Below are 20404 nucleotides of genomic sequence, written 5' to 3' on the forward strand. Positions count from 1 at the left end.
TAATAAAAGATAATTAAATTATTTTAAGCTGATTATTTTGTCCTCTTCTCCAATCTCTTTTAGATGTTCGTTTCTAACAATTTCAATGACTTCCATCATTTTCTTTTGTATATGATCGTAACCAACATCTTTTATATGAGGAAGAATGCAGTCAGAACAATCTTTAATTCCACCAGCTGTATATTTATACTTACCTCCGCACTCATTTCCTAGCATATAAAGTGGACAATAACAAAATAAGCAGTTAAAGTTCTCAGTATTCTCCATTTTATGACATGGAAAAAATTCACAATTTTTATTTTGATTAAATTTATAGTTCATAATACCTCCCAAAAAAATAAAAAATCTATATCTAAAATATACTACTCTTGAATAATTAAATCAAGAGAAATAAACAAAAAAACAGTCTAAATAAAAAATTTAGACTGTTTTTAAATGTTTAATATATAATATTAATACACTTCTATAGCATTTTCAACAGGTTCATTTAAAACTACCTTAATAGCAACAATAGCTACTTCTAATTGCTGAAGATCAGGTTCTTTTGTTGTTATTCTTTGAAGAGCCATTCCAGGTGCAGCAATTAATTTAACTAACCAGTTATCCAAATGATTACTAGTGTATCTTTGAAGTTCATAAGATATACCTGCTATTAGAGGCATAAAAAGAACTCTTAAAATAACTTTAGTAAAAAGTTTTGTTACAAAACTAGTTGGAGGAGGTAGTATAAAATCAAGACCAGTAAAAACAATAATTGCAATAAACATAACAATTAATAAAAAACTAGTACCACATCTAGGATGTAGTGTTGTAAATTTCTTTGCATTTTCAGGAGTTAATTCTAAATGCTGCTCGTATGCATAAATTGATTTATGTTCAGCACCATGATATTGAAAAACTCTTTGAATATCTTTTGAAAAAGAGATTAAAAATATATATAACACAAAGAATGAAAGTCTTAAACCAGCTTCTAAAAGATTACTATGAATTTTATTATCTCTAAATAAAAAACTACTTATAACAGAGGGAAGAACAATAAAAAGACCAATTCCCAAAGCTAAAGAAACAATGGTAGTCATAACAGCCTCTTTTTGAGATAATTGCTCTTCTTCCACTTCAGCTTGATTAGCTGAAAAAGTAAGCTCCTTAACTCCTAATACTAAAGAGTCAAATAGAGTTATTGCACCTCTGATAAAAGGGATAGTAGAAAGTTTATTTCTACTTTTCGATATTTTTGTTTTTTTATAAACTATATCACCATTGGGTTTTCTAACAGCTGTAGCAAGAAGATCTGCATTTCTCATCATAACTCCCTCTATAACTGCTTGTCCACCTACGCTTGAAAATTTTTCTTTACTCATTGTCACCATCCATAAATTTAATTAGATTGTATTTTTGTCATAAGGTTTTCCAGAAGCACTTGGTGCAACTGCTTTTCCAACCACTCCAGCAAGAGCTAGAAGAGTTAATAAGTATGGAATCATTTGAATGAACTGTGGAGGAATAAATGTTACATATTGTTGAATAACAGTTTGAGCTGCATCTGCAAATCCAAATAATAAACTAGCAAATAGAACACCTTTTGGTTTCCACTTTCCAAAAACAAGAGCAGCAAGAGCAATAAATCCTCTTCCAGCTGACATCTCTTTTGAAAACTGACTAAGAGCTCCAATAGCTAAATATGTTCCACCAAGACCAGCAAAAACACCAGACATAACAACACCAAAATATCTAACTTTAGCAACACTAATACCAACAGTATCAGCAGCTAAAGGATACTCTCCAACGGCTCTCATTCTAAGACCAGTAACTGTTTTATATAAAAAGTAACCAGACCAAATAGCTAATCCGTAAATAATATAAATTAATAAAGAGAAGTCAAATAGTAATGGAATTCTAGTTGCAGATGGACTATTAGATGCTTGTTCAAATAGAACTCTTAGCATGAAAATAGTGAATCCAGATGCAAAAAGGTTGATAGCAACACCAGATACAGTTTGATTACCTCTATATTTAATACTTATTATAGCATGAACTAGAGCAATTAATCCACCAGATATAGCACCAGCTAAAATTCCTAGAACCCAACTTCCTGTATAATAAGAAACAACAGCTGAAGAGAAAGCACCAATAAGCATCATTCCCTCAAGACCAATATTAACAACTCCACAAACTTCAGAAAACATACCACCAATAGCTGTTATAAGAATTGGAGCAGCTTGTCTGATTGTGGCTAAAATTAAACTTATAATAATACTTACCATTACTCAGCTCCTCCTTTTGAACCTTTTTCCAACCAAGATCTAATCATATTTTCAGCAGCAATTAATAAAATAATAATTGCTTGAATCATTATAACCATTTGACTTGGAATACTTGTATTAAATTGCATAGCTCTACCACCAACTCTAAGAGCAGCAAATAAAATAGCAGCCAATAAAGCACCGATAGGAGTATTTTTACCAAGAAGAGCAACTGCAATTCCATCAAATCCATAAGTAGCAGTTAATCCTGTCTTATAAGCATATTGACCAACACCACCAAGAACTCTTTCAACACCACCAAGACCAGCAAGGAATCCTGATATACCAAGAGTTAAAATGATGATTTTTTTTACATTTATTCCATTATTTTCAGCAGCAGTAGGATTAAAACCAACAGCTTTAATATGATATCCTAAAACTGTTTTTTCTAAAATAAACCAAACTAAAAATACTGCAACTAAGGCAAGAATAAATCCATAATTTAAAGGAACTCTAACATCTAATAATTTTCCTAGTCTTGCAGCTTCAACAACTGCAGGAGTTTGAGGATTAAATCCAGGAGCCTTTAGTGGATAGTTTAAACAGTACTGCTCAAAACTAACTGCGATATAGTTAAGCATAATTGTAGATATAACCTCATGAACTCCAAGTTCAGCTTTTAACCAACCAGCAATTGCGGCCCAAAGGAAACCAGCTAATCCACCAATTAATAATATAACAAAAACATTGCTTATAAAGATATTAGCAACAAAACCACCAAGGGCAGCAGCAGTAAGACCTGCCATAGTCATCTGACCTTGAGCACCAATGTTAAACATACCACCTTTAAATGCAACTAAAACTCCAAGTCCAGTAAAAATAAGAGGAGTCGCTTCTAAAAGTGTTCTTGCAATAGGAGTAAGTCCGTCGAAGGCTCCAGTAAATAAGTAATAATAAGCTTTTACAGGATTTTCACCCATATATAGAATAATACCTGCACCAATTAATAAAGCTAATAAAACTGCTATAATAGGAACAAGAATATTTAAAACCTTTTTGTTTTTAATCAAGTTTACCACCCGCCATAAGTATTCCAATTTTTTCTTCATTTGCTTCTTCTCTAGAAAGAATTCCCGTTATCTTTCCAGCACACATAACTGCTATTTTATCTGAAAGATTCAAAATTTCAGATAATTCAGAGGAAACAACCATAACAGCTTTTCCTTTTACTTTTTCATTTAAGATTAATTTATGAATTGATTCGATAGCTCCGATATCAACACCTCTAGTTGGTTGTCCAGCAATAATAAGATTATTATTTTTCTTTTCAAGCTCTCTAGCAACTATAATCTTTTGTTGATTTCCACCAGAAAGTCTACCAAATTCAGTGTCAACACTTCTAGGTCTAACATCATATTTTTCCATAAACATCTCTGCATCTTTTCTTAGTTTAGAAAAGTTTAAAAGTCCAAATTTAGAATACTCATCTCTTTCAAGACCAAGAGCAAAGTTTTCCATAACACTAAATTGTGATACAGCAGCTCTTTTATGCCTATCTTCAGGAATGTGAGCCAATCCCAGTTGAGATATTTTTCTAGGTGTTTTCTTTTTTAAGATAACATTATCAAGGATCATTTCACCAGAGCAAATCTCTTTAAGTCCAGTAAGAGCTTCAACAAGTTCAGTTTGTCCACTTCCTTCAACTCCAGCAATTCCTAAAACCTCTCCTTTTCTTATTTCGAAAGAGGCATTATTAACTTTTATTACATTGTGATGATCTTTAACACTGACATCTTTCACAGAAAGAACAACTTCACCGATTTCAACTTCAGGTCTCTCTGTAGTGAAAAGCACAGCTCTTCCAACCATAGCATTTGCAATTTTCTCTTTAGTAGCTTCTTTAGTAGGGAAATTTGCAATATCTTTACCTCTTCTAATAACTGTAATGTTATCTGAAATATCTAAAACCTCTTGAAGTTTGTGTGATATAAAGATAATAGTTTTTCCTTCAGCAATAAGATTATCCATAATTTTGTAAAGCTCTTTAATCTCCTGTGGAGTTAAAACAGCAGTAGGCTCATCAAATACCAATAGATTTGCCCCTTTGAAAAGTATTTTTAAAATTTCGACTCTTTGCTGCATACCGATAGATAAGTCTGATACCAATGCATCAGGATCAATAGCAAGTCCATATTTTTTAGAAACATCAATAACGTCTTGTCTAGCTTGATTGATGTCTAAAGATAAGCCTTTTTTAGGTTCAACACCTAAAATCATATTTTCAGCAACAGTTAAAGTAGGAACTAACATAAAATGTTGATAAACCATACCAATTCCTAATTCAGCAGCTTTACTAGGTGAATCTATTTGCACTTCTTCTCCGTGATAAAATATTTTACCAGAAGTAGGAGTATAAAGACCGTTTAACATTTTCATAAGTGTTGATTTTCCTGCTCCATTTTCACCAACAATAGCGTGTTTTTCACCTTTTAAGATTTTTAAAGTAATATCGTCGTTTGCGATAACTTTTCCATCTAAGAAAGTTTTTCTGATGTGTTGCATTTCTAAGATATAATTATTCACTTAGAATCCTCCCTAAATTTATTCAAGGTTAATTTAAAAAATAACCTTATAAAATTATATTATGTTATATTAAAGTAGTCAACTTTTTTTATTCTTCTCTTTTTATTATAACAAATGTAATATCGTCATTCTGTTCACAACCATTTTGAAATTTATTAATTTCAGACAGTAAATTTTGTTTTATCTCTTTTGAAGAAAGATGAGAACTCTCTAGTAAAACATTTTTAAGTCTTTCTATTCCAAATAGTTCTTTATCTTTATTTTCAGCTTCACTAATTCCATCAGTATAATAGATAACAACGTCTCCAACATTAAGGTGGATTTTATCTTGTTTATAGCTATAGTCATCTAAGAATCCTATTGCCACCCCTTTAACAGAATGAGTTTCTATCTCTTTAGTAAGACTATTATACACAATTAAAGGATTATGACCAGCATTTGAATAAGTAATAGTTTTAGTATTATAGTCGTATTTACTATGCATCATAGTAATAAACATATCTTCTGTAATATCAGGATAAATAAGTTTATTAAGTTTTCGTACATTACAAGAAGGTTGCTCTCCTTGGAGCTCTAAAGTTTTTAAAACAGATCTTCCTAATGCCATAAGGAATGCTGCCGGAACACCTTTTCCGCTTACATCTGCAATAGTGATACTAAAAGTATTACTATCTAAAAGTGAATAATCGTAGTAATCTCCACCGATTTCTTTAGCTGGTTCAAAAAATGTTGCTACATCAAGTCCTAAAACTTTTTTAATTTTCTTAGGAATAATTCTTTTTTGAATTCTTGATGCCACTTCAAGTTCTTGAGACATTCTTTCTTTAATAACTAAATCAGAATATATTTGAGCATTATTAATAGCTATAGCAACTTGAATAGTTAGAGCCGAAATAGTTTCTTCATCACTTTTAATAAGTTTTGACTTATCCTCAATTATAAAGATAACTCCAAGTTCTTTTCCCTTTACTGTAAGTGGAGAGGCAATTATTTTTTCATCTGGTGTAATAGAAAATCCTTTTAACATTTCGTTATATATTTTTTTATAATCTTTTCGCGTAAATTGAGATAAAATCTCTTCAGGATAACTTAATTCACCTTTAAAATAAATTTCTCCTTTAATTCTTTTATTAATTAATTTACCACCTTCCCATAGGTAAAGGGAGATTCTTTTAGCTCCAGTTAGAACAAAGTAAGCATCTAAAATAGTAGAGATAATTTTATCTAATTCCATTATAGATAGAACAGTTCTTGAAAGTGAGTTGATATTAGATAAACTAGCAACTCTTTGTTCTAGAACCTGATTACTATACTCAAGTTGTTTAGATTTAGTTAAAAGAGATTCATAGGTAACTTCAAGTTCTTTTTTGTACTCTCTAAGTTCTTCAATAGAATTATCTAATTCTAGATCTTGTTTTGTAATGGCTGTAGTAGCTCTTTCATAGTCATTTTTTAAATCTTCGGATATATCATTTAAAAATTCTTTACTAACAAAACTTTTTAAAATCTTACTCGTTTCTTCAAAGTTTTTTTTCTCTTGTTTTTTTAAAATTAAAAAGAATATAAAAAATAAAATAATAAAAGAAAAATATGTAATCAATTAATTCTCCTCCCAAGCAGAGAATTTTTGTTCTAAATTTTCATTAGTTGAATTTTTTCTCCATTCTTTTCTTTTCCAATTTAAAATTCTAGATACTCCAGTGGAATTTTTGGAAATATCTTTTAGTTCATCCAAAGATTTAGGAGTTACTACATTAGATGTAAAATCATAATCTTCAGTTGAATAGACATTTTTTCCATTTCCAACAAAAATAATTAGATTATTAGAAAGAACTTTAAATCCAGAGTTATCAGCTGATTTCTCAAAAATAACAGGGTTATTAGGGAAATTATTCAAGTTAATATTATTAGTTGACGAGTATACAGGAGAATTAGTTACATCACTATTTATAGAATAAATAAAATTCTTTTTAATTTTATTTAAATTATCAACTAAAGATTTTCTATTTAACAAGATACTTTCCATAAGAAGACTTTTATCAAGTTCAGTATATAAAAATTCTGAATTATACATATATTCATTATCAGTAAGTTGTAGTAATAAATAATATTGTTTGTTTAAAAGTTTTTGTAAATTACCAGCATTTTCAGGTGTTGCAACAGTAATTTTATTTAAATAATTAATATCATCATTTGTAAGGTCCTCAACAACTTTCATACCTAAAATCTCTTTATCAAACCATCCGGTATTTAAAAGAGAAGAAAAATCTTGATTCATTTCATTTGAAATAAGAAGATTAATTCCATTCATTTGAACATCATTTAAATTAGATAAATTTGAATCTAAAGTTTTGTAAAAAGAGATTTTATCGCTATAATTTTGAGGATAGTTTAAGGAAATAATTGTGAAGTTATATTTTCCTTGGGGAACAGAATTTTGAAATACAATGTTTTGGCTTTGATCTTTTCTACTAGAGAATTGAGAACAACCGACAAGAGTAATTAAAGAAAAAAGTAAAATAATTTTTTTCATAATATTAAATCATCTCCTTTATTTTTAAGGCTAGGTGTTTTGGAATTATTTCTTCAAGTTCACCTAAAGTAGCATTTTTTATTTGTTTAACAGATCCAAAAGTTTTTAAGAGAAGTTCTTTTCTCTTAGGACCAATTCCAGGTATGTTATCTAGTTCGCTAGAGATAACTCTTTTGTTTCTAAGTAATCTATGGTAAGTAACCCCAAATCTATGAGCTTCGTCTCGAACTCTTTGTAAGATTTTTAATGCTTCATCACTTTTTGAAAATATATATGGTGTATTTTCTGTGTATTTATAAATTTCCTCTTCTTTTTTTGCGATACTCAGAAGTTCAGATACTCCATCCCTACCAATTCCTTTTAAAATTTCACCAACAGCATTAATCTGTCCAAGACCACCATCAATTAAAATAATATCAGGAAATTCATCAATAGGAAGTTTACTATATCTTCTTTCAATAACTTCCCTCATCATTTGAAAATCGTCAGGAGTATCTTTAGTTGTAATTTTGAATTTTCTATAAAACTTCTTAGCTTTGCGTCCTTCTACAGAGACACTCATTGAAGCTACAGCATCTTTACCTTGAATATTAGAAATATCAAAACATTCGATTTTAAATGGAAATCTTTTTAACTTTAATTTTATATAAAGATCATTTAACCCTTTTTCAACAATCGATTTTTTATTGTAGAAATTATCAGTATCTTTTTTTAAATTAAGTAATCCCATATCTAATAGCTCTTTTCTTCTAGATTTAATTTTAGGAAAGAAGAAAAAGAGTTTTTTATTAAAAACATTTTGAAATAAGGTATTAATTTTATCTTGAAAATTTTTTAAATTTTCTTGGAAAATAATATTTTTGGGAATAGGAAATTTCGAGTAATAAATCATAAGAATCTCTTCTAAAATATCATCATAAAATTTATGCTCTAAATTAATTACATGGAAGTTTTTACCTAAAATTTTTCCATCTCGAATATTTAAAACACATAAAAAAATCTTATTATCCTCAAGATTAAATGTAAAGATATCTTCGTCAATAGAGTTATTGGCATCGCTTATTTGAGTTTGAATATTTGTTTCAATCTCTTTTCTTTGTTCCCTAAGAAAAATAGCTTTTTCAAACTCCATATTTTCGGCAGCATGAGTCATTTGAGTTTGAAGTTTTTCTAAAATAGCTTTAGTATTTCCCTTTAAAATTTCTTTTATATCTTTTATATTTTCTTGGTATTGAGAGACGATAGATTTATTTACACAAGGACCACTGCAAAGTTTCATATAAAATTTTAAGCAAGGTCGAGGATAAATTCTTTCCATATCTCTATTACAATCTCTAATTTGATAAAATTTTGAAAGAGTTTTTTTTAAATTCCATGCACTATAAGGATATGGACCAAAATAATCACCTAAATTAAGATTCAATTTTTTAGTAGTTCTAACGATAGATATTTTAGGAAAATTTTCATTTGTAATTAACAAATAAGGATAAGTTTTTTCATCTTTTAAACTAATATTATATTTGGGAGAATATTTTTTTATCAGATTATTTTCTAAAATTAGAGCGTCGATTTCTGTATTACATATTATAAAATCTAAGTCATCAATATGTTTGACAAGCTCTTTAGTTTTTTCATCTTGGTGATCTCTATTAAAATAAGAGGAAACCCTTTTAGATAAATTTTTAGCTTTGCCAACATATATAACTTTAGAGTTATTTTTCATCAAGTAAACTCCAGGATTGTCTGGAATCTCTTTATTAAAAATAGTCATCATATTATCTTACCAATTTCCTCTCTCATTTTCTCTATGAATAGAAAAAATGTTAACTTCACTAATATTTTTTAAATCTTTTTCAAGTTTTCTAACAAATGAAACAGATCTATGTTTTCCACCACTACAGCCAATTCCTATTGTTAAGTGTCTTTTTTCATCCTTTATATAACCTGGAATTAAAAAAGTGATTAAATCTAAAATTTTATCATAAAGAATTCTTGAGGTTTCAAAACTCATAACATAATCATAAACCTCATCATTTAATCCAGTTTTTTCTCTTAGTTCTTCTAAGTAATATGGATTTGGAAGAGTTCTAACATCAAAAATCATATCAGCGTCAATGGGAACTCCATGTTTAAAACCAAATGATTGTAAATGAATATTTAAAAGAATATTTTTTGAAAAAGATGCTACAGCAAGTTCAATTTTTCTAGAAAGTTCTTTAGCGCTTAAAAAGCTAGTATCTATAATAAGATTAGCTTTATCTTTAATATCTTCCATAAGAAAAATTTCGTCCTCGATACTTTGTAAAAGTGTTTCTTTTGTTAGAGGATGTTTTCTTCGAGTTAAATTGTATCTATTTAAAATAGATTGTGTAGATGCTTCTAAAAAGATTATTTTATAATCGATATTTAAATTATCAATTTCGTTAAAAAAAGTATTGAAATCATTTTCGTTGATAATTGTTCTAATATCTAAACCTAAAGCAATTCGCTTTACGCCGTTACCTTTAGTAGAATTTTTTAAATCTTTTAAAATTACTCCTGCAAATCGAAATGGAATATTGTCCATTGTAAAAAAACCTAAATCTTCTAAAGTTTTTAAACCAGTGGACTTTCCAGAGCCGCTAAGTCCAGTTAAAATAATTAGCTCCATGATATATTTCCTCCAAATATGTTTTACTTTATTATACAATAATAAAGACTAAAATTATATAAAAAAATAAAAAATGGATAGGGCTTAATCCTATCCAAAATAGCGTAATTTAAAGTAAACTAATTTTTGTGATACTATCTCTAATTAAGTTTAAATCAACAAATCTGAACTCTTCTAAAGAGATTTCATCTTGAGCTTCTTTAGGTGTAAAATTAACTTTTTTAATAATATCTAAAACACCAACAATTATTTTAATAGAGTGAGTATTATCTTCAATTTGTTTATCTGTTATTAAAATTGACTTAAAAGGATTATCTAGATTTTCTAAATTATATAAAATAGGATCACTTAATAATCTATGTCCTTCTAAACATTTTTGTTCAATAAAATTCAGAACTTTCTCAATGTTATATCCTTCTAGATAAACTACATTATCTGTTTCTTTGAAAAAATTGAAAACTTTATTATTGTTGGTAACGATTTTATAATCCATAAAAAACCTCCCGTTTTATGTGTATGATTTTTCAGTAGTAATATTACAACGTAAACCATAATATATCAAGAGTAAAAAAATAAAAATTGACAACTTTTTAAAATTAGTATATACTCTTTCTCAGAGCAAAAAAAAGGAGGATGGAATATGGTTTTTAAAAATGGCACAAAAATTAAGAAAAAAAAGAAAAACTATTTGTCGTTTTTAAATTTATTTATTTCATTTATTAATAATTTATTTATGTTTTTAAATTTATTAGTTTTTAATTTTAATATTTATATAGATAAGGAATATGATTTTCATATTCCTTTTTTTATGCAAAAAATTTAGGAGGTTTAGATGAAGGGGAAGTTAATTCTTGAAAACGGAATGAGTTTTGATGGAAAAATTTTTGGAGAATTAGGTGAAAGCGTTGGAGAGCTTGTATTTAATACAGGAATGACAGGGTACCAAGAGTTACTTACGGATCCATCATATTATGGTCAAATTGTTGTTATGACTTATCCAATGGTTGGAAACTATGGAATAAACTTAGAGGATATGGAATCTAGCGGAATAAAGTTAAAAGGATTTATAATTAAAGAGGATGCAAAGCTTCCAAATAACTTTAGATGTGAAATGACATTAGATGGATTTTTAAGACAATATAATGTAGTTGGATTTAAAGGTGTAGATACAAGACATTTAACTAAAATAATAAGAGAACAAGGAGCAATGAAAGCTCTAATAACTTCAAAAGATTTAACTCAAAAAGAGATAGACGAGCATTTTGCAAAATTTAATAATAGTGATGCTGTAGAAAAAGTTAGTACAAAAGAGATTTATGAGATTCCTGGACCTGGAAAAAGAATAGGAGTAATAGATTTCGGTGTTAAGAGAAATATATTAAGATCATTTGAAAAAAGAGGAGTTCATCAAATTGTATTTCCTTGGAATGTAACTGCAGAAGAGTTATTATCACATGATTTAGATGCAGTATTTTTATCAAATGGACCAGGAGATCCAGCAGAATTAACTGGAGTAATAAACGAAATAAAAAAATTAGTTGGAAAATTACCTATTGTTGGAATATGTTTAGGACATCAGTTATTAGCTTGGGCACTAGGTGGAACAACAACAAAGTTAAAGTATGGACATAGAGGATGTAATCATCCAGTTAAAGATTTAGAAAAAAATAGAATATTTATAACATCACAAAATCATGGTTATGTTGTAGATAAAGTACCTGAATCAATGAAAGTAACACATATAAATTTAAATGATAACTCTATCGAAGGAATGAGAAGTGAAGAGCATAGAATTTTATGTGTACAGTATCACCCAGAAGCATGGCCAGGACCAGCTGATTCAGAATATCTGTTTGATGATTTTTTAAAAGTAATAGAGGGATAATTTTTGAGGTTATTTAAGTAGAGTTTGTAGGAGGCGTATAATGTTAGATAAATCGATAAAAAAGACACTGGTAATAGGATCGGGACCAATTATAATAGGACAAGCAGCAGAGTTTGATTATTCAGGAACTCAAGCATGTGAAACTTTAAAAAAAGAGGGGATAGAAGTTGTATTAATAAACTCTAACCCAGCAACAATAATGACAGATAAGGCAGTTGCAGACAAAATATATATAGAGCCAATTACAGCAGAATTTGTGGAAAAAGTAATTGCAAAAGAAAGACCAGATTCTATCTTAGCTGGAATGGGTGGGCAAACAGCTCTAAACATGGCAGTTGAATTAAATGATAAAGGAATACTTGAAAAGTATAATGTAAGAGTAATAGGAACATCTATTGAATCTATAAAAAGAGGAGAAGATAGAGAACTATTTAGAGAGGCTATGGATAAAATTGGAGAGCCTACAATAGAGAGTAAAATAGTTGAAACTTTAGAAGATGGGTTTAAAGTTGCAAGAGAGATTGGATATCCAGTTGTTGTAAGACCAGCGTATACTCTAGGGGGAACAGGAGGGGGAATTGCTGATAACCCTCAAGAGTTAGAAGACATTTTATTAAAAGGATTAAAGCTATCAAGAGTTGGACAAGTACTAATTGAAAAATCAATCTTAGGATGGAAAGAGGTTGAATACGAAGTAATCAGAGATAAAGATGGAAACTGTATAACTGTTTGTAATATGGAGAATATAGATCCAGTTGGTATCCATACAGGAGACTCTATAGTTGTTGCACCATCTCAAACACTTTCAGATAGAGAGTATCAAATGCTAAGAACATCAGCATTGAAAATAATAAATGAAATAGGTGTAGTTGGAGGTTGTAACGTTCAGTTCGCTCTTCATCCGAAATCATTTGAATATGCAATTATTGAAATAAATCCAAGAGTTTCTAGATCATCTGCGTTAGCTTCAAAAGCTACAGGATATCCTATAGCAAGAGTTGCAACAAGATTATCTTTAGGATATACATTAGATGAAGTTGTAAATGAAGTAACTGGAAAAACTTTTGCATGTTTTGAACCAGCATTGGATTATATAGTAGTAAAAATTCCAAAGTGGCCATTTGATAAATTTAAGAAGGCTAATAAAAGACTAGGTACGAAAATGATGGCAACTGGAGAGGTTATGGCTATTGGAAATAACTTTGAAGCTGCATTTTTAAAAGGACTAAGATCATTAGAGATTGGAAGATATAATTTAGAGCATCCTGTGGTAGAGAAAATGACTATGGAAGAATTAAAAGAGATAGTTGTAAGACCAGATGATGAAAGAATTTTCGTTGTTGCTGAGATGTTAAGAAGAGGATATGTAAAGGAAAAGTTACAGAAATTAACTGGAATAGATAAGTTCTTTATGGAAAAATTAGAGTGGCTTGTAAAGCAAGAAGAGTTAATGAAAAAGATGGAGCTTAAAGATTTAGATGAAAAATTCTTAAAAAATGCTAAGAAAAAAGGATTCTCAGATAAAGGAATAGCTCAGTTGCTAAATGTAACAGAACAAGATATCGCTAGAAAAAGAAGAGATTATGGAATTAAACCAGTTTATAAAATGGTTGATACATGTGCAGGAGAGTTTGCTGCAGATTCATCATACTTTTATTCAACATATGATCAATTTGATGAAGTTGATGTAACAGATAAAAAGAAAGTTATAGTAATAGGATCTGGTCCAATAAGAATAGGGCAAGGAATAGAGTTTGACTATTGTACAGTTCACTCAATAAAAACTTTAAGAAATATGGGAATAGAGAGTATTATTATAAATAACAATCCAGAAACAGTATCTACAGACTTCTCAACTGCAGATAGACTTTACTTTGAACCATTAGTAACAGAGGATGTTATGAATATCATTGATAAGGAAAAACCAGCAGGAGTAATCATTCAATTTGGAGGTCAAACAGCAATAAAATTAGCTAATGACTTAAGAGATAGAGGGGTTACAATACTTGGAACTTCAGCAGAGATGGTTGATGCTGCAGAAGATAGAGAAAAGTTTGAAGATATAATGGAAAAATTAGATATAAAAAGACCAAAAGGTAAAGCTGTATGGGACGTTGAGCTTGGAAAGAAAATAGCAGCAGAAGTACAGTATCCAGTTTTAGTAAGACCTTCATATGTTCTAGGTGGACAAGGAATGGAGATTTGTCACGATGAATACAATCTTGTAAATTATCTAAAAGCTTCGTTTGAAAGAGATCCTGAAAATCCAGTTTTAATAGATAAATATTTAAATGGAATTGAAGTAGAAGTAGATGCAATATGTGACGGTGAAGATATTTTAATACCAGGAGTTATGGAGCATTTAGAAAGAGCTGGAATACATTCGGGAGATTCAATAACAATATATCCTCCACAAAATTTATATGAGGGGACAGAAAAGAAAATTGAAGAGATTACAAGAAAAATTGCAAAAGAATTAAAAATAAAAGGTATGATGAATATCCAGTTTATAGCATACGAAAATGAATTATATGTAATTGAGGTAAACCCTAGATCATCAAGAACAGTACCTTATATAGCAAAAATATCTGGAGTTCCAGTAATTGATATAGCAACAAAAGTAATAATGGGAGAAAAACTTCAAAACTTAGGATTTGGAACTGGTATTTATAAAAAGCCATCTGTAGTTGCAGTTAAAGTTCCGGTATTCTCAACAGAGAAATTATCAGGAGTTGAAGTTTCATTAGGACCTGAGATGAAATCTACAGGAGAAGTTTTAGGAGTTGGACATACAGCAGATGAAGCTATATTTAAAGGTCTTTTAGGTGGTGGAAGAGTTCAAAATGTAAGAAATAGAAAAGTTCTTTTAACAATAAGAGATAAGGACAAAGATGAATTTTTACCAGTTGCAAAATCACTTAAAAGCTTAGGGTGTCAACTGTTTGCAACAGAGGGAACTCAAAAGTATTTAGCAGAAAAAGGAATTGAAGCAACAGCAGTAAGAAAAATAAATGAAGAATCACCAAATATTTTAGATTTATTAAAAAATAGAGAAGTAGATTTATTAATAAATACTCCAACTAAGGCAAATGATGCTCAAAGAGATGGATTTAAAATAAGAAGAACAGCTATTGAATATGGGGTAGAGGTATTAACTTCGATAGATACTTTAAATGCAATAATAAAAGTTCAAGAGTTAAATGTTGATAAGATGGACTTAGATGTATTTGATATAGCACAAATATAAAAAAAGTTGACAAATATAAAAAAAGAGTATAAACTTCATTAAGTAATATTAAAGATAAAGATATACTCAAAGGGAGTAGTCAAAAGTATAGTGTCAACATCTCGATTTGAAAAAATCTGGTACTATACGCCTAAAAAAGGTGACAAGACTTTTAGTGTAGGTTTTAACCTACACTGAAAGTCTTTTTTTATTTTTGAAAAATGAAAATATCTATTAAGTCGGTAAATAATTAAAAATATAAAATTATATGGAGGGAAATCTATGAAGGATTTTTATTCGAAAAGTAAAGAGGAGTTGTTAGGGTATTTTGACACTTCTGAACTAGGATTGAAAAAAGAGAATTTAGAAAAACTAAAGGAGGAGTATGGAGAAAATGTACTAAACAGTAAAGAAAAGAAAACTGCAATAGCGATTTTCTTAGAGCAATTTAAGGATTTTTTAGTAATAATTTTATTAGTTGCAGCAGCAATTTCATTTATTTCTGGAAATAAAGAAAGTACAATAGTAATTTTAGCAGTAATTATAATGAACTCAGTTTTAGGTACTGTTCAACATTTAAAAGCAGAGAAATCGTTGGAGAGTTTAAAGAAAATGTCTTCTCCTAAAGCTAAAGTTATAAGAGACGGTCAAAAGCAAGAGATAAACTCATCAGAATTGCTTCCTGGAGACATAGTTTTAATAGAAGCTGGGGATGTTGTTCCTAGTGATGGTAGAGTCTTAGAAACTCATTCTTTAATGGTAAATGAGAGTTCATTAACAGGAGAGTCTGAAAGTGTAGAGAAAATATCTCAAACTATAGATACAACCGGCCTAACAGTAGGAGATCAAAAAAATATGGTTTTTTCAGGAAGTTTAGTAACTTATGGAAGAGCAAAGATTTTAGTAACAACGATAGGAATGAAGACAGAGTTAGGAAAAATTGCATCTTTGTTGGATGAAACTGAGGATGCAATGACACCATTACAAAAGTCATTGGAGAAATTTGGAAAAAAATTATCAATTGCTATAATAGTGTTATGTATAGTTGTATTTTTTATGAGTGTAGCTAGAGGAATAAATATATTAGATTCATTAATGTTTGCTGTAGCTTTAGCAGTAGCTGCAATTCCAGAAGCTTTAGGATCTATAGTAACAATAGTTTTAGCAATTGGGACTCAAAAGATGGCTAAAGAGAATGCTATTATAAAAAAGCTTCACTCAGTAGAATCTCTAGGATGTGTTTCTGTAATTTGTTCTGACAAAACAGGAACATTAACACAAAACAAGATGACAGTTCAACATCTTTATGTAGATGGTAAAGTGGTAGAATCTGAAAAAATTGATTTAAATTCAAAAATTGAGATTGGACTTTTAAGAAGTGCTATATTATGTAGTGATGCAGTAAATAACAATGGACAAGAGATTGGTGATCCAACTGAAGTTGCTCTAGTGAATGTAGGACATAAATATAACTTAGCAGAAGTTGAAATTAGAAATAAATATCCTAGATTGAAAGAGTTACCATTTGATTCAGATAGAAAAATGATGAGTACTTTAAACGAGATTGAAGGAAAAACTTATTTAATAACTAAAGGTGCTCCAGATGTTGTTGTAGAAAAAGCTAAATATATATTGAGAGAGGATGGAAATATTGAAAAAATATCAGATTCTGATATAGAAAATATTAAAAAAGCAAATATAAATTTTGCAGAGCATGGTTTAAGAGTTTTAGCTTTTGCAATGAAAGAGATTGAAATAGTAAGGGATTTAGAATTTTCAGATGAAGATAGTTTTATCTTTATAGGGTTGATTAGTATGATTGATCCTCCAAGAGAAGAGTCGAAAGAAGCAGTAAAAAATTGTATAAGAGCTGGAATAAAACCAGTTATGATAACAGGAGATTATAAAGTTACAGCTAAGGCTATTGCAAAAGAGATAGGTATATATAAAGATGGAGATGAAACTTTAAACGGTGTTGAAATTGAAAAAATGAGTGATGAAGAGCTTATGAAGCATGTAGAAAGAATATCTGTTTATGCAAGAGTTTCACCAGAACATAAAATTAGAATTGTTTCAGCATGGCAAAAATTAGGGAAAATTTGTGCTATGACAGGGGATGGAGTGAATGATGCTCCAGCACTTAAGAAGGCAGATGTGGGAATAGCTATGGGGATAACAGGAACAGAAGTTTCGAAAGATGCAGCATCAATGATACTTACTGATGATAACTTCTCTACAATAATAAAATCAGTTGTAACTGGAAGAAATTTATACGCGAATATAAAAAATTCAATAAGATTTTTATTGTCTGGAAATACAGCTGGAATTTTAGCGGTATTTTATGCTTCTTTAATGGGATTACCTGTAATATTTGCACCAGTACACCTTTTATTTATAAATTTATTGACAGATAGTTTACCAGCAATTGCTATAGGAATGGAACCTTCTCATGGAGATGTGTTAGATGAAAAACCAAGAGAAGCTAATGCTCCTTTACTAGATAAGAAATTATCAGGAAGAATTTTAATGGAAGGTATGTTAATTGCAATTGTAACAATGGTTGCATTTTATTTAGGATATGCAAAAGGAGATGTTGGTTTAGGAAGTACAATGGCATTTTCAACACTATGTTTAGGAAGATTATTCCACGGGTTTAATTGTAGAGGGAACGGTTCTGTAATAAAATTAGGAGTAACAAAAAATATGTTTAGTATATACGCATTTTTATTAGGAGCAGCATTACTATATATGGTTTTATTAGTTCCGTCATTCCATGAAATGTTTGCAGTATCTGATTTAAGTGTAATGAATTTTGGAGAAATGACAGTGTTAGCATTTATACCAACATTAATAATTCAAGTATTAAAATATATAAAGTATGATAGATAAAAAAAGCTGCTTTAAGCAGCTTTTTTTAATACCAATTATACAGAAAAAATAAAGTAAAAAAAAACACTCTTATTAAGAGTGTAAAGTTTCAAATGGTGCCTAGAAAAGGATTCGAACCTTCGACCGCCCGGGTATGAACCGGGTGCTCTAGCCAACTGAGCTATCTAGGCAAATGGTGGAGATAAGCGGAGTCGAACCGCTGACCTACGCAGTGCAAGTGCGTCGCTCTCCCAACTGAGCTATATCCCCAATGGTACCCCGTAGGGGAATCGAACCCCTGTTTATAGAGTGAAAATCTATTGTCCTTACCACTGAACGAACGGGGCAGGTGTACCAAATATTTTGTTGGAGCGGGAGACGAGGGTCGAACTCGCGACATTCAGCTTGGAAGGCTGACGCTCTACCAACTGAGCTACTCCCGCAATCACAAAAATATAGTATCATAATATAAAAAAAATGTCAATGCAATTTTTTAAAAAAATTTAAAAAATAAAAAGCCAAAAATTTTGGCTTTTTATTTAAAATTTAGTGGCTTAAATTTCTTTTATAATGAAATTAGAACATTTATTGTAAACTTCATCACTAACAGTAGCAATAATTAATGTTCCATCAGCCTCGTAAGATTCACTTTCGATAATAGCATTTCTATGTAAGTAAGCATTGATAGAACTATCTGAATATGGAATTAAAAGCTCTACTCTTTTCATTGTTCTAGGTAAAGATGTTGTAATTTTATCCATTAATAAATCAATATTAATTTCATTTTTAGCACTAATTTCAACAATATCCATATGGCTATATAATTCTTTTAATTTTTCAATTTGCTCATCAGTAGCTACATCACATTTATTTAAAGCAAGTATAGTCGGTTTATCAATTGCACCTAATTCTGTTAAAACATTTTCAACAGATTTAATCTGTTGAACAACAGTATCACTTGAAGCATCAACTAAATGAACAAGTAAATCAGAAAAAATAACTTCTTCTAATGTGGATTTAAAAGCTTCAATTAAATCATGAGGAAGTTTTCTAACAAATCCAACAGTATCAGTTAGAGCAGTAACTCTTTTATCTGGAAGAACCATAGTTCTAGTAGTAGCATCTAAAGTTGCAAAAAGCATATTTTCTGCAAAAACAGCTTCTTTTTTAACAGTATTATCACTTGGATACATTTCTACAAGAAGATTTCTAAGTGTTGATTTACCTACGTTAGTATATCCAACTAAAGAAACTCTAGGAATACCAGAACTTTCTCTTTTAGTTCTTTGAAGAGCTCTAATTTTTTTTATTTTTTCTAATTCTTGTCTAAGGGCAAAAATTTCATCTTTAATTCTTCTTCTATCTATCTCTAACTTTTTTTCTCCAGGTCCTTTAGTTCCAATTCCTCCACCAGTTCTAGACATAATACTACCTAAACCAATAAGTCTTTGACTTCTATACTTAAGTTGTGCTAATTCAACCTGTATTTTAGCTTCCCTAGTTCTAGCTCTTCTAGCGAAAATTTCTAGAATAAGTATTGTTCTATCAATAACTTTACATCCCGTAACAGCTTCTAAGTTTTTAATCTGAACTCCACTTAACTCTTCATCAAAAATTATTAAGTTAGCATTTTTAATCTGTCTTAATAAAGCTAACTCTCTAACTTTTCCACTACCAATATAGAAGATATTGTCAATTCTTTTTATCTTTTGAAAAATTCTTCCTGCAACATTAACATCACATGCTCTAGCTAACTCTTCTAATTCATCTAAACTCTCTTCAGAATCTACACCAACAACTATAGCGTATTCGCTATCATCTTCAATAACATCACTTTTTCTAAGTTCAGATTCAATTTCTAAAACTTTATCTAAATAATCTGTAGACATAACTTTATCTAAAGATAAATTTTCAATTTCTTCATAAACTAGTTCTTGATTTTCTATTTTGCAGTATCCTATATTAACACCTGTTATTTCAGTTTCACCTACACCAATAGCTAATATAGCATCCAATTTTAACTTTAGTAAAGCTGAAATATCAATCATAGAAAGTTTAGAATATCCATTGGGATGAGTATGAATAACTTTAACTCCACTTAATTTTTTACTAGAAATTTCTAAAATAGGTAGTTCAACACTATTACTATCTCCAATAGCTACTTCTAATATTTTTCCTTTTCTATCAATTGAAACACTAATTTCACGATTTATAACTCTAGTTATATCAGTTATAAGTGCAACAATTTCAGGACTAACAAGTTTTCCTTTTTCAACACTCATACTATAAATAGTATCTAATTCTGCTAAAATAGAATCTCTAACTCCTTCAACATTACCTTTTATCATATTTCACATCCTTGACCTTAATATAATTAAGTTTTTATATTAATTTTACTACATATATATAAAAAATA

General features: G+C 29.5%; 15 protein-coding genes and 4 tRNA genes. 4 read left to right on the forward strand and 15 right to left on the reverse strand.

Features of this window, described 5'->3' with window-relative positions; translation table 11 throughout:
• Window positions 1-18 precede the first annotated feature (18 nt).
• The 10 genes from H5J23_RS04740 to H5J23_RS04785 form a co-directional block, all read right to left on the reverse strand.
• Window positions 19-324: a cysteine-rich small domain-containing protein gene (locus tag H5J23_RS04740; RefSeq protein WP_040406662.1), complete on the reverse strand. Its 306-nt coding sequence runs from the start codon at window positions 322-324 to the stop codon at window positions 19-21.
• Between the two features lie 128 nt (window positions 325-452).
• Window positions 453-1361 (reverse strand): DUF1385 domain-containing protein, encoded by a 909-nt coding sequence (locus H5J23_RS04745; RefSeq protein ID WP_040406652.1) that lies wholly within the window; start codon window positions 1359-1361, stop codon window positions 453-455.
• Between the two features lie 21 nt (window positions 1362-1382).
• Window positions 1383-2264 carry an ABC transporter permease gene (locus H5J23_RS04750; protein ID WP_023050170.1) on the reverse strand — a complete coding sequence of 294 codons (882 nt, stop codon included), beginning with the start codon at window positions 2262-2264 and terminating at the stop codon, window positions 1383-1385.
• Window positions 2264-3313, reverse strand: a complete 1050-nt coding sequence (locus H5J23_RS04755) for an ABC transporter permease (protein WP_255494350.1) — start codon at window positions 3311-3313, stop codon at window positions 2264-2266. Before H5J23_RS04755 ends, H5J23_RS04750 begins: the two co-directional genes overlap by 1 nt.
• Complete coding sequence (locus tag H5J23_RS04760; RefSeq protein ID WP_084537650.1) at window positions 3306-4826, reverse strand: ABC transporter ATP-binding protein; 1521 nt, start codon at window positions 4824-4826, stop codon at window positions 3306-3308. Before H5J23_RS04760 ends, H5J23_RS04755 begins: the two co-directional genes overlap by 8 nt.
• Window positions 4827-4914: 88 nt before the next feature.
• Window positions 4915-6426: a PP2C family protein-serine/threonine phosphatase gene (locus H5J23_RS04765; protein WP_023050173.1), complete on the reverse strand. Its 1512-nt coding sequence runs from the start codon at window positions 6424-6426 to the stop codon at window positions 4915-4917.
• Window positions 6427-7359, reverse strand: coding sequence for a hypothetical protein (locus H5J23_RS04770; RefSeq protein WP_023050174.1), 933 nt, complete (start codon window positions 7357-7359; stop codon window positions 6427-6429).
• Between the two features lie 4 nt (window positions 7360-7363).
• The gene (gene uvrC / locus H5J23_RS04775; RefSeq protein WP_370523840.1) at window positions 7364-9130 is read right to left on the reverse strand and encodes an excinuclease ABC subunit UvrC; all 1767 of its coding nucleotides are present in this window, start codon (window positions 9128-9130) and stop codon (window positions 7364-7366) included.
• Window positions 9131-9139: 9 nt separating this feature from the next.
• On the reverse strand, window positions 9140-10009 hold the full coding sequence (gene rapZ, locus H5J23_RS04780) for an RNase adapter RapZ (RefSeq protein ID WP_185891142.1): 870 nt from the start codon (window positions 10007-10009) through the stop codon (window positions 9140-9142).
• Window positions 10010-10118: 109 nt separating this feature from the next.
• A complete protein-coding gene (locus H5J23_RS04785; RefSeq protein WP_023050177.1) occupies window positions 10119-10502 on the reverse strand; it encodes a GrdX family protein in 384 nt (127 codons plus the stop codon).
• A 147-nt stretch (window positions 10503-10649) separates the two neighbouring features.
• Here H5J23_RS04785 and H5J23_RS04790 point away from each other — a divergent pair, with 147 nt between their 5' ends.
• The 4 genes from H5J23_RS04790 to H5J23_RS04805 all read left to right on the forward strand — a co-directional run bounded on the left by H5J23_RS04790 (window position 10650) and on the right by H5J23_RS04805 (window position 18009).
• Window positions 10650-10832 carry a hypothetical protein gene (locus H5J23_RS04790; RefSeq protein ID WP_023050178.1) on the forward strand — a complete coding sequence of 61 codons (183 nt, stop codon included), beginning with the start codon at window positions 10650-10652 and terminating at the stop codon, window positions 10830-10832.
• Window positions 10833-10841: 9 nt separating this feature from the next.
• On the forward strand, window positions 10842-11894 hold the full coding sequence (locus tag H5J23_RS04795) for a carbamoyl phosphate synthase small subunit (RefSeq protein WP_023050179.1): 1053 nt from the start codon (window positions 10842-10844) through the stop codon (window positions 11892-11894).
• Between the two features lie 40 nt (window positions 11895-11934).
• Entirely contained in the window at window positions 11935-15141 is a 3207-nt protein-coding gene (carB, locus tag H5J23_RS04800; protein ID WP_023050180.1) for a carbamoyl-phosphate synthase large subunit, read from the forward strand.
• Between the two features lie 261 nt (window positions 15142-15402).
• Window positions 15403-18009, forward strand: a complete 2607-nt coding sequence (locus tag H5J23_RS04805; protein WP_185891143.1) for a cation-translocating P-type ATPase — start codon at window positions 15403-15405, stop codon at window positions 18007-18009.
• A 93-nt stretch (window positions 18010-18102) separates the two neighbouring features.
• On the opposite strand, the gene H5J23_RS04810 is transcribed toward H5J23_RS04805, so the two are convergent.
• The 5 genes from H5J23_RS04810 to hflX all read right to left on the reverse strand — a co-directional run bounded on the left by H5J23_RS04810 (window position 18103) and on the right by hflX (window position 20336).
• A tRNA-Met gene (locus H5J23_RS04810) sits at window positions 18103-18179 on the reverse strand.
• Window positions 18180-18182: 3 nt separating this feature from the next.
• Window positions 18183-18258 (reverse strand) — tRNA-Ala (locus H5J23_RS04815).
• Window positions 18259-18260: 2 nt separating this feature from the next.
• Window positions 18261-18335, reverse strand: a tRNA-Glu gene (locus tag H5J23_RS04820).
• A gap of 20 nt (window positions 18336-18355) precedes the next feature.
• A tRNA-Gly gene (locus H5J23_RS04825) sits at window positions 18356-18431 on the reverse strand.
• Between the two features lie 111 nt (window positions 18432-18542).
• Window positions 18543-20336 carry a GTPase HflX gene (gene hflX / locus H5J23_RS04830; protein ID WP_185891145.1) on the reverse strand — a complete coding sequence of 598 codons (1794 nt, stop codon included), beginning with the start codon at window positions 20334-20336 and terminating at the stop codon, window positions 18543-18545.
• Window positions 20337-20404: the final 68 nt, after the last annotated feature.

Source organism: Cetobacterium sp. 2G large (assembly GCF_014250655.1).
Lineage (GTDB): Bacteria > Fusobacteriota > Fusobacteriia > Fusobacteriales > Fusobacteriaceae > Cetobacterium_A > Cetobacterium_A somerae.

Coding starts and splice junctions, on each gene's coding strand:
- H5J23_RS04745 (WP_040406652.1), bottom strand. CDS start 1,361: ATGAGTAAAGAAAAATTTTCAAGCGTAGGTGGACAAGCAGTTATAGAG.
- H5J23_RS04750 (WP_023050170.1), bottom strand. CDS start 2,264: ATGGTAAGTATTATTATAAGTTTAATTTTAGCCACAATCAGACAAGCT.
- H5J23_RS04770 (WP_023050174.1), bottom strand. CDS start 7,359: ATGAAAAAAATTATTTTACTTTTTTCTTTAATTACTCTTGTCGGTTGT.
- uvrC (WP_370523840.1), bottom strand. CDS start 9,130: ATGACTATTTTTAATAAAGAGATTCCAGACAATCCTGGAGTTTACTTG.
- rapZ (WP_185891142.1), bottom strand. CDS start 10,009: ATGGAGCTAATTATTTTAACTGGACTTAGCGGCTCTGGAAAGTCCACT.
- H5J23_RS04785 (WP_023050177.1), bottom strand. CDS start 10,502: ATGGATTATAAAATCGTTACCAACAATAATAAAGTTTTCAATTTTTTC.
- H5J23_RS04790 (WP_023050178.1), top strand. CDS start 10,650: ATGGTTTTTAAAAATGGCACAAAAATTAAGAAAAAAAAGAAAAACTAT.
- H5J23_RS04795 (WP_023050179.1), top strand. CDS start 10,842: ATGAAGGGGAAGTTAATTCTTGAAAACGGAATGAGTTTTGATGGAAAA.
- carB (WP_023050180.1), top strand. CDS start 11,935: ATGTTAGATAAATCGATAAAAAAGACACTGGTAATAGGATCGGGACCA.
- H5J23_RS04805 (WP_185891143.1), top strand. CDS start 15,403: ATGAAGGATTTTTATTCGAAAAGTAAAGAGGAGTTGTTAGGGTATTTT.
- hflX (WP_185891145.1), bottom strand. CDS start 20,336: ATGATAAAAGGTAATGTTGAAGGAGTTAGAGATTCTATTTTAGCAGAA.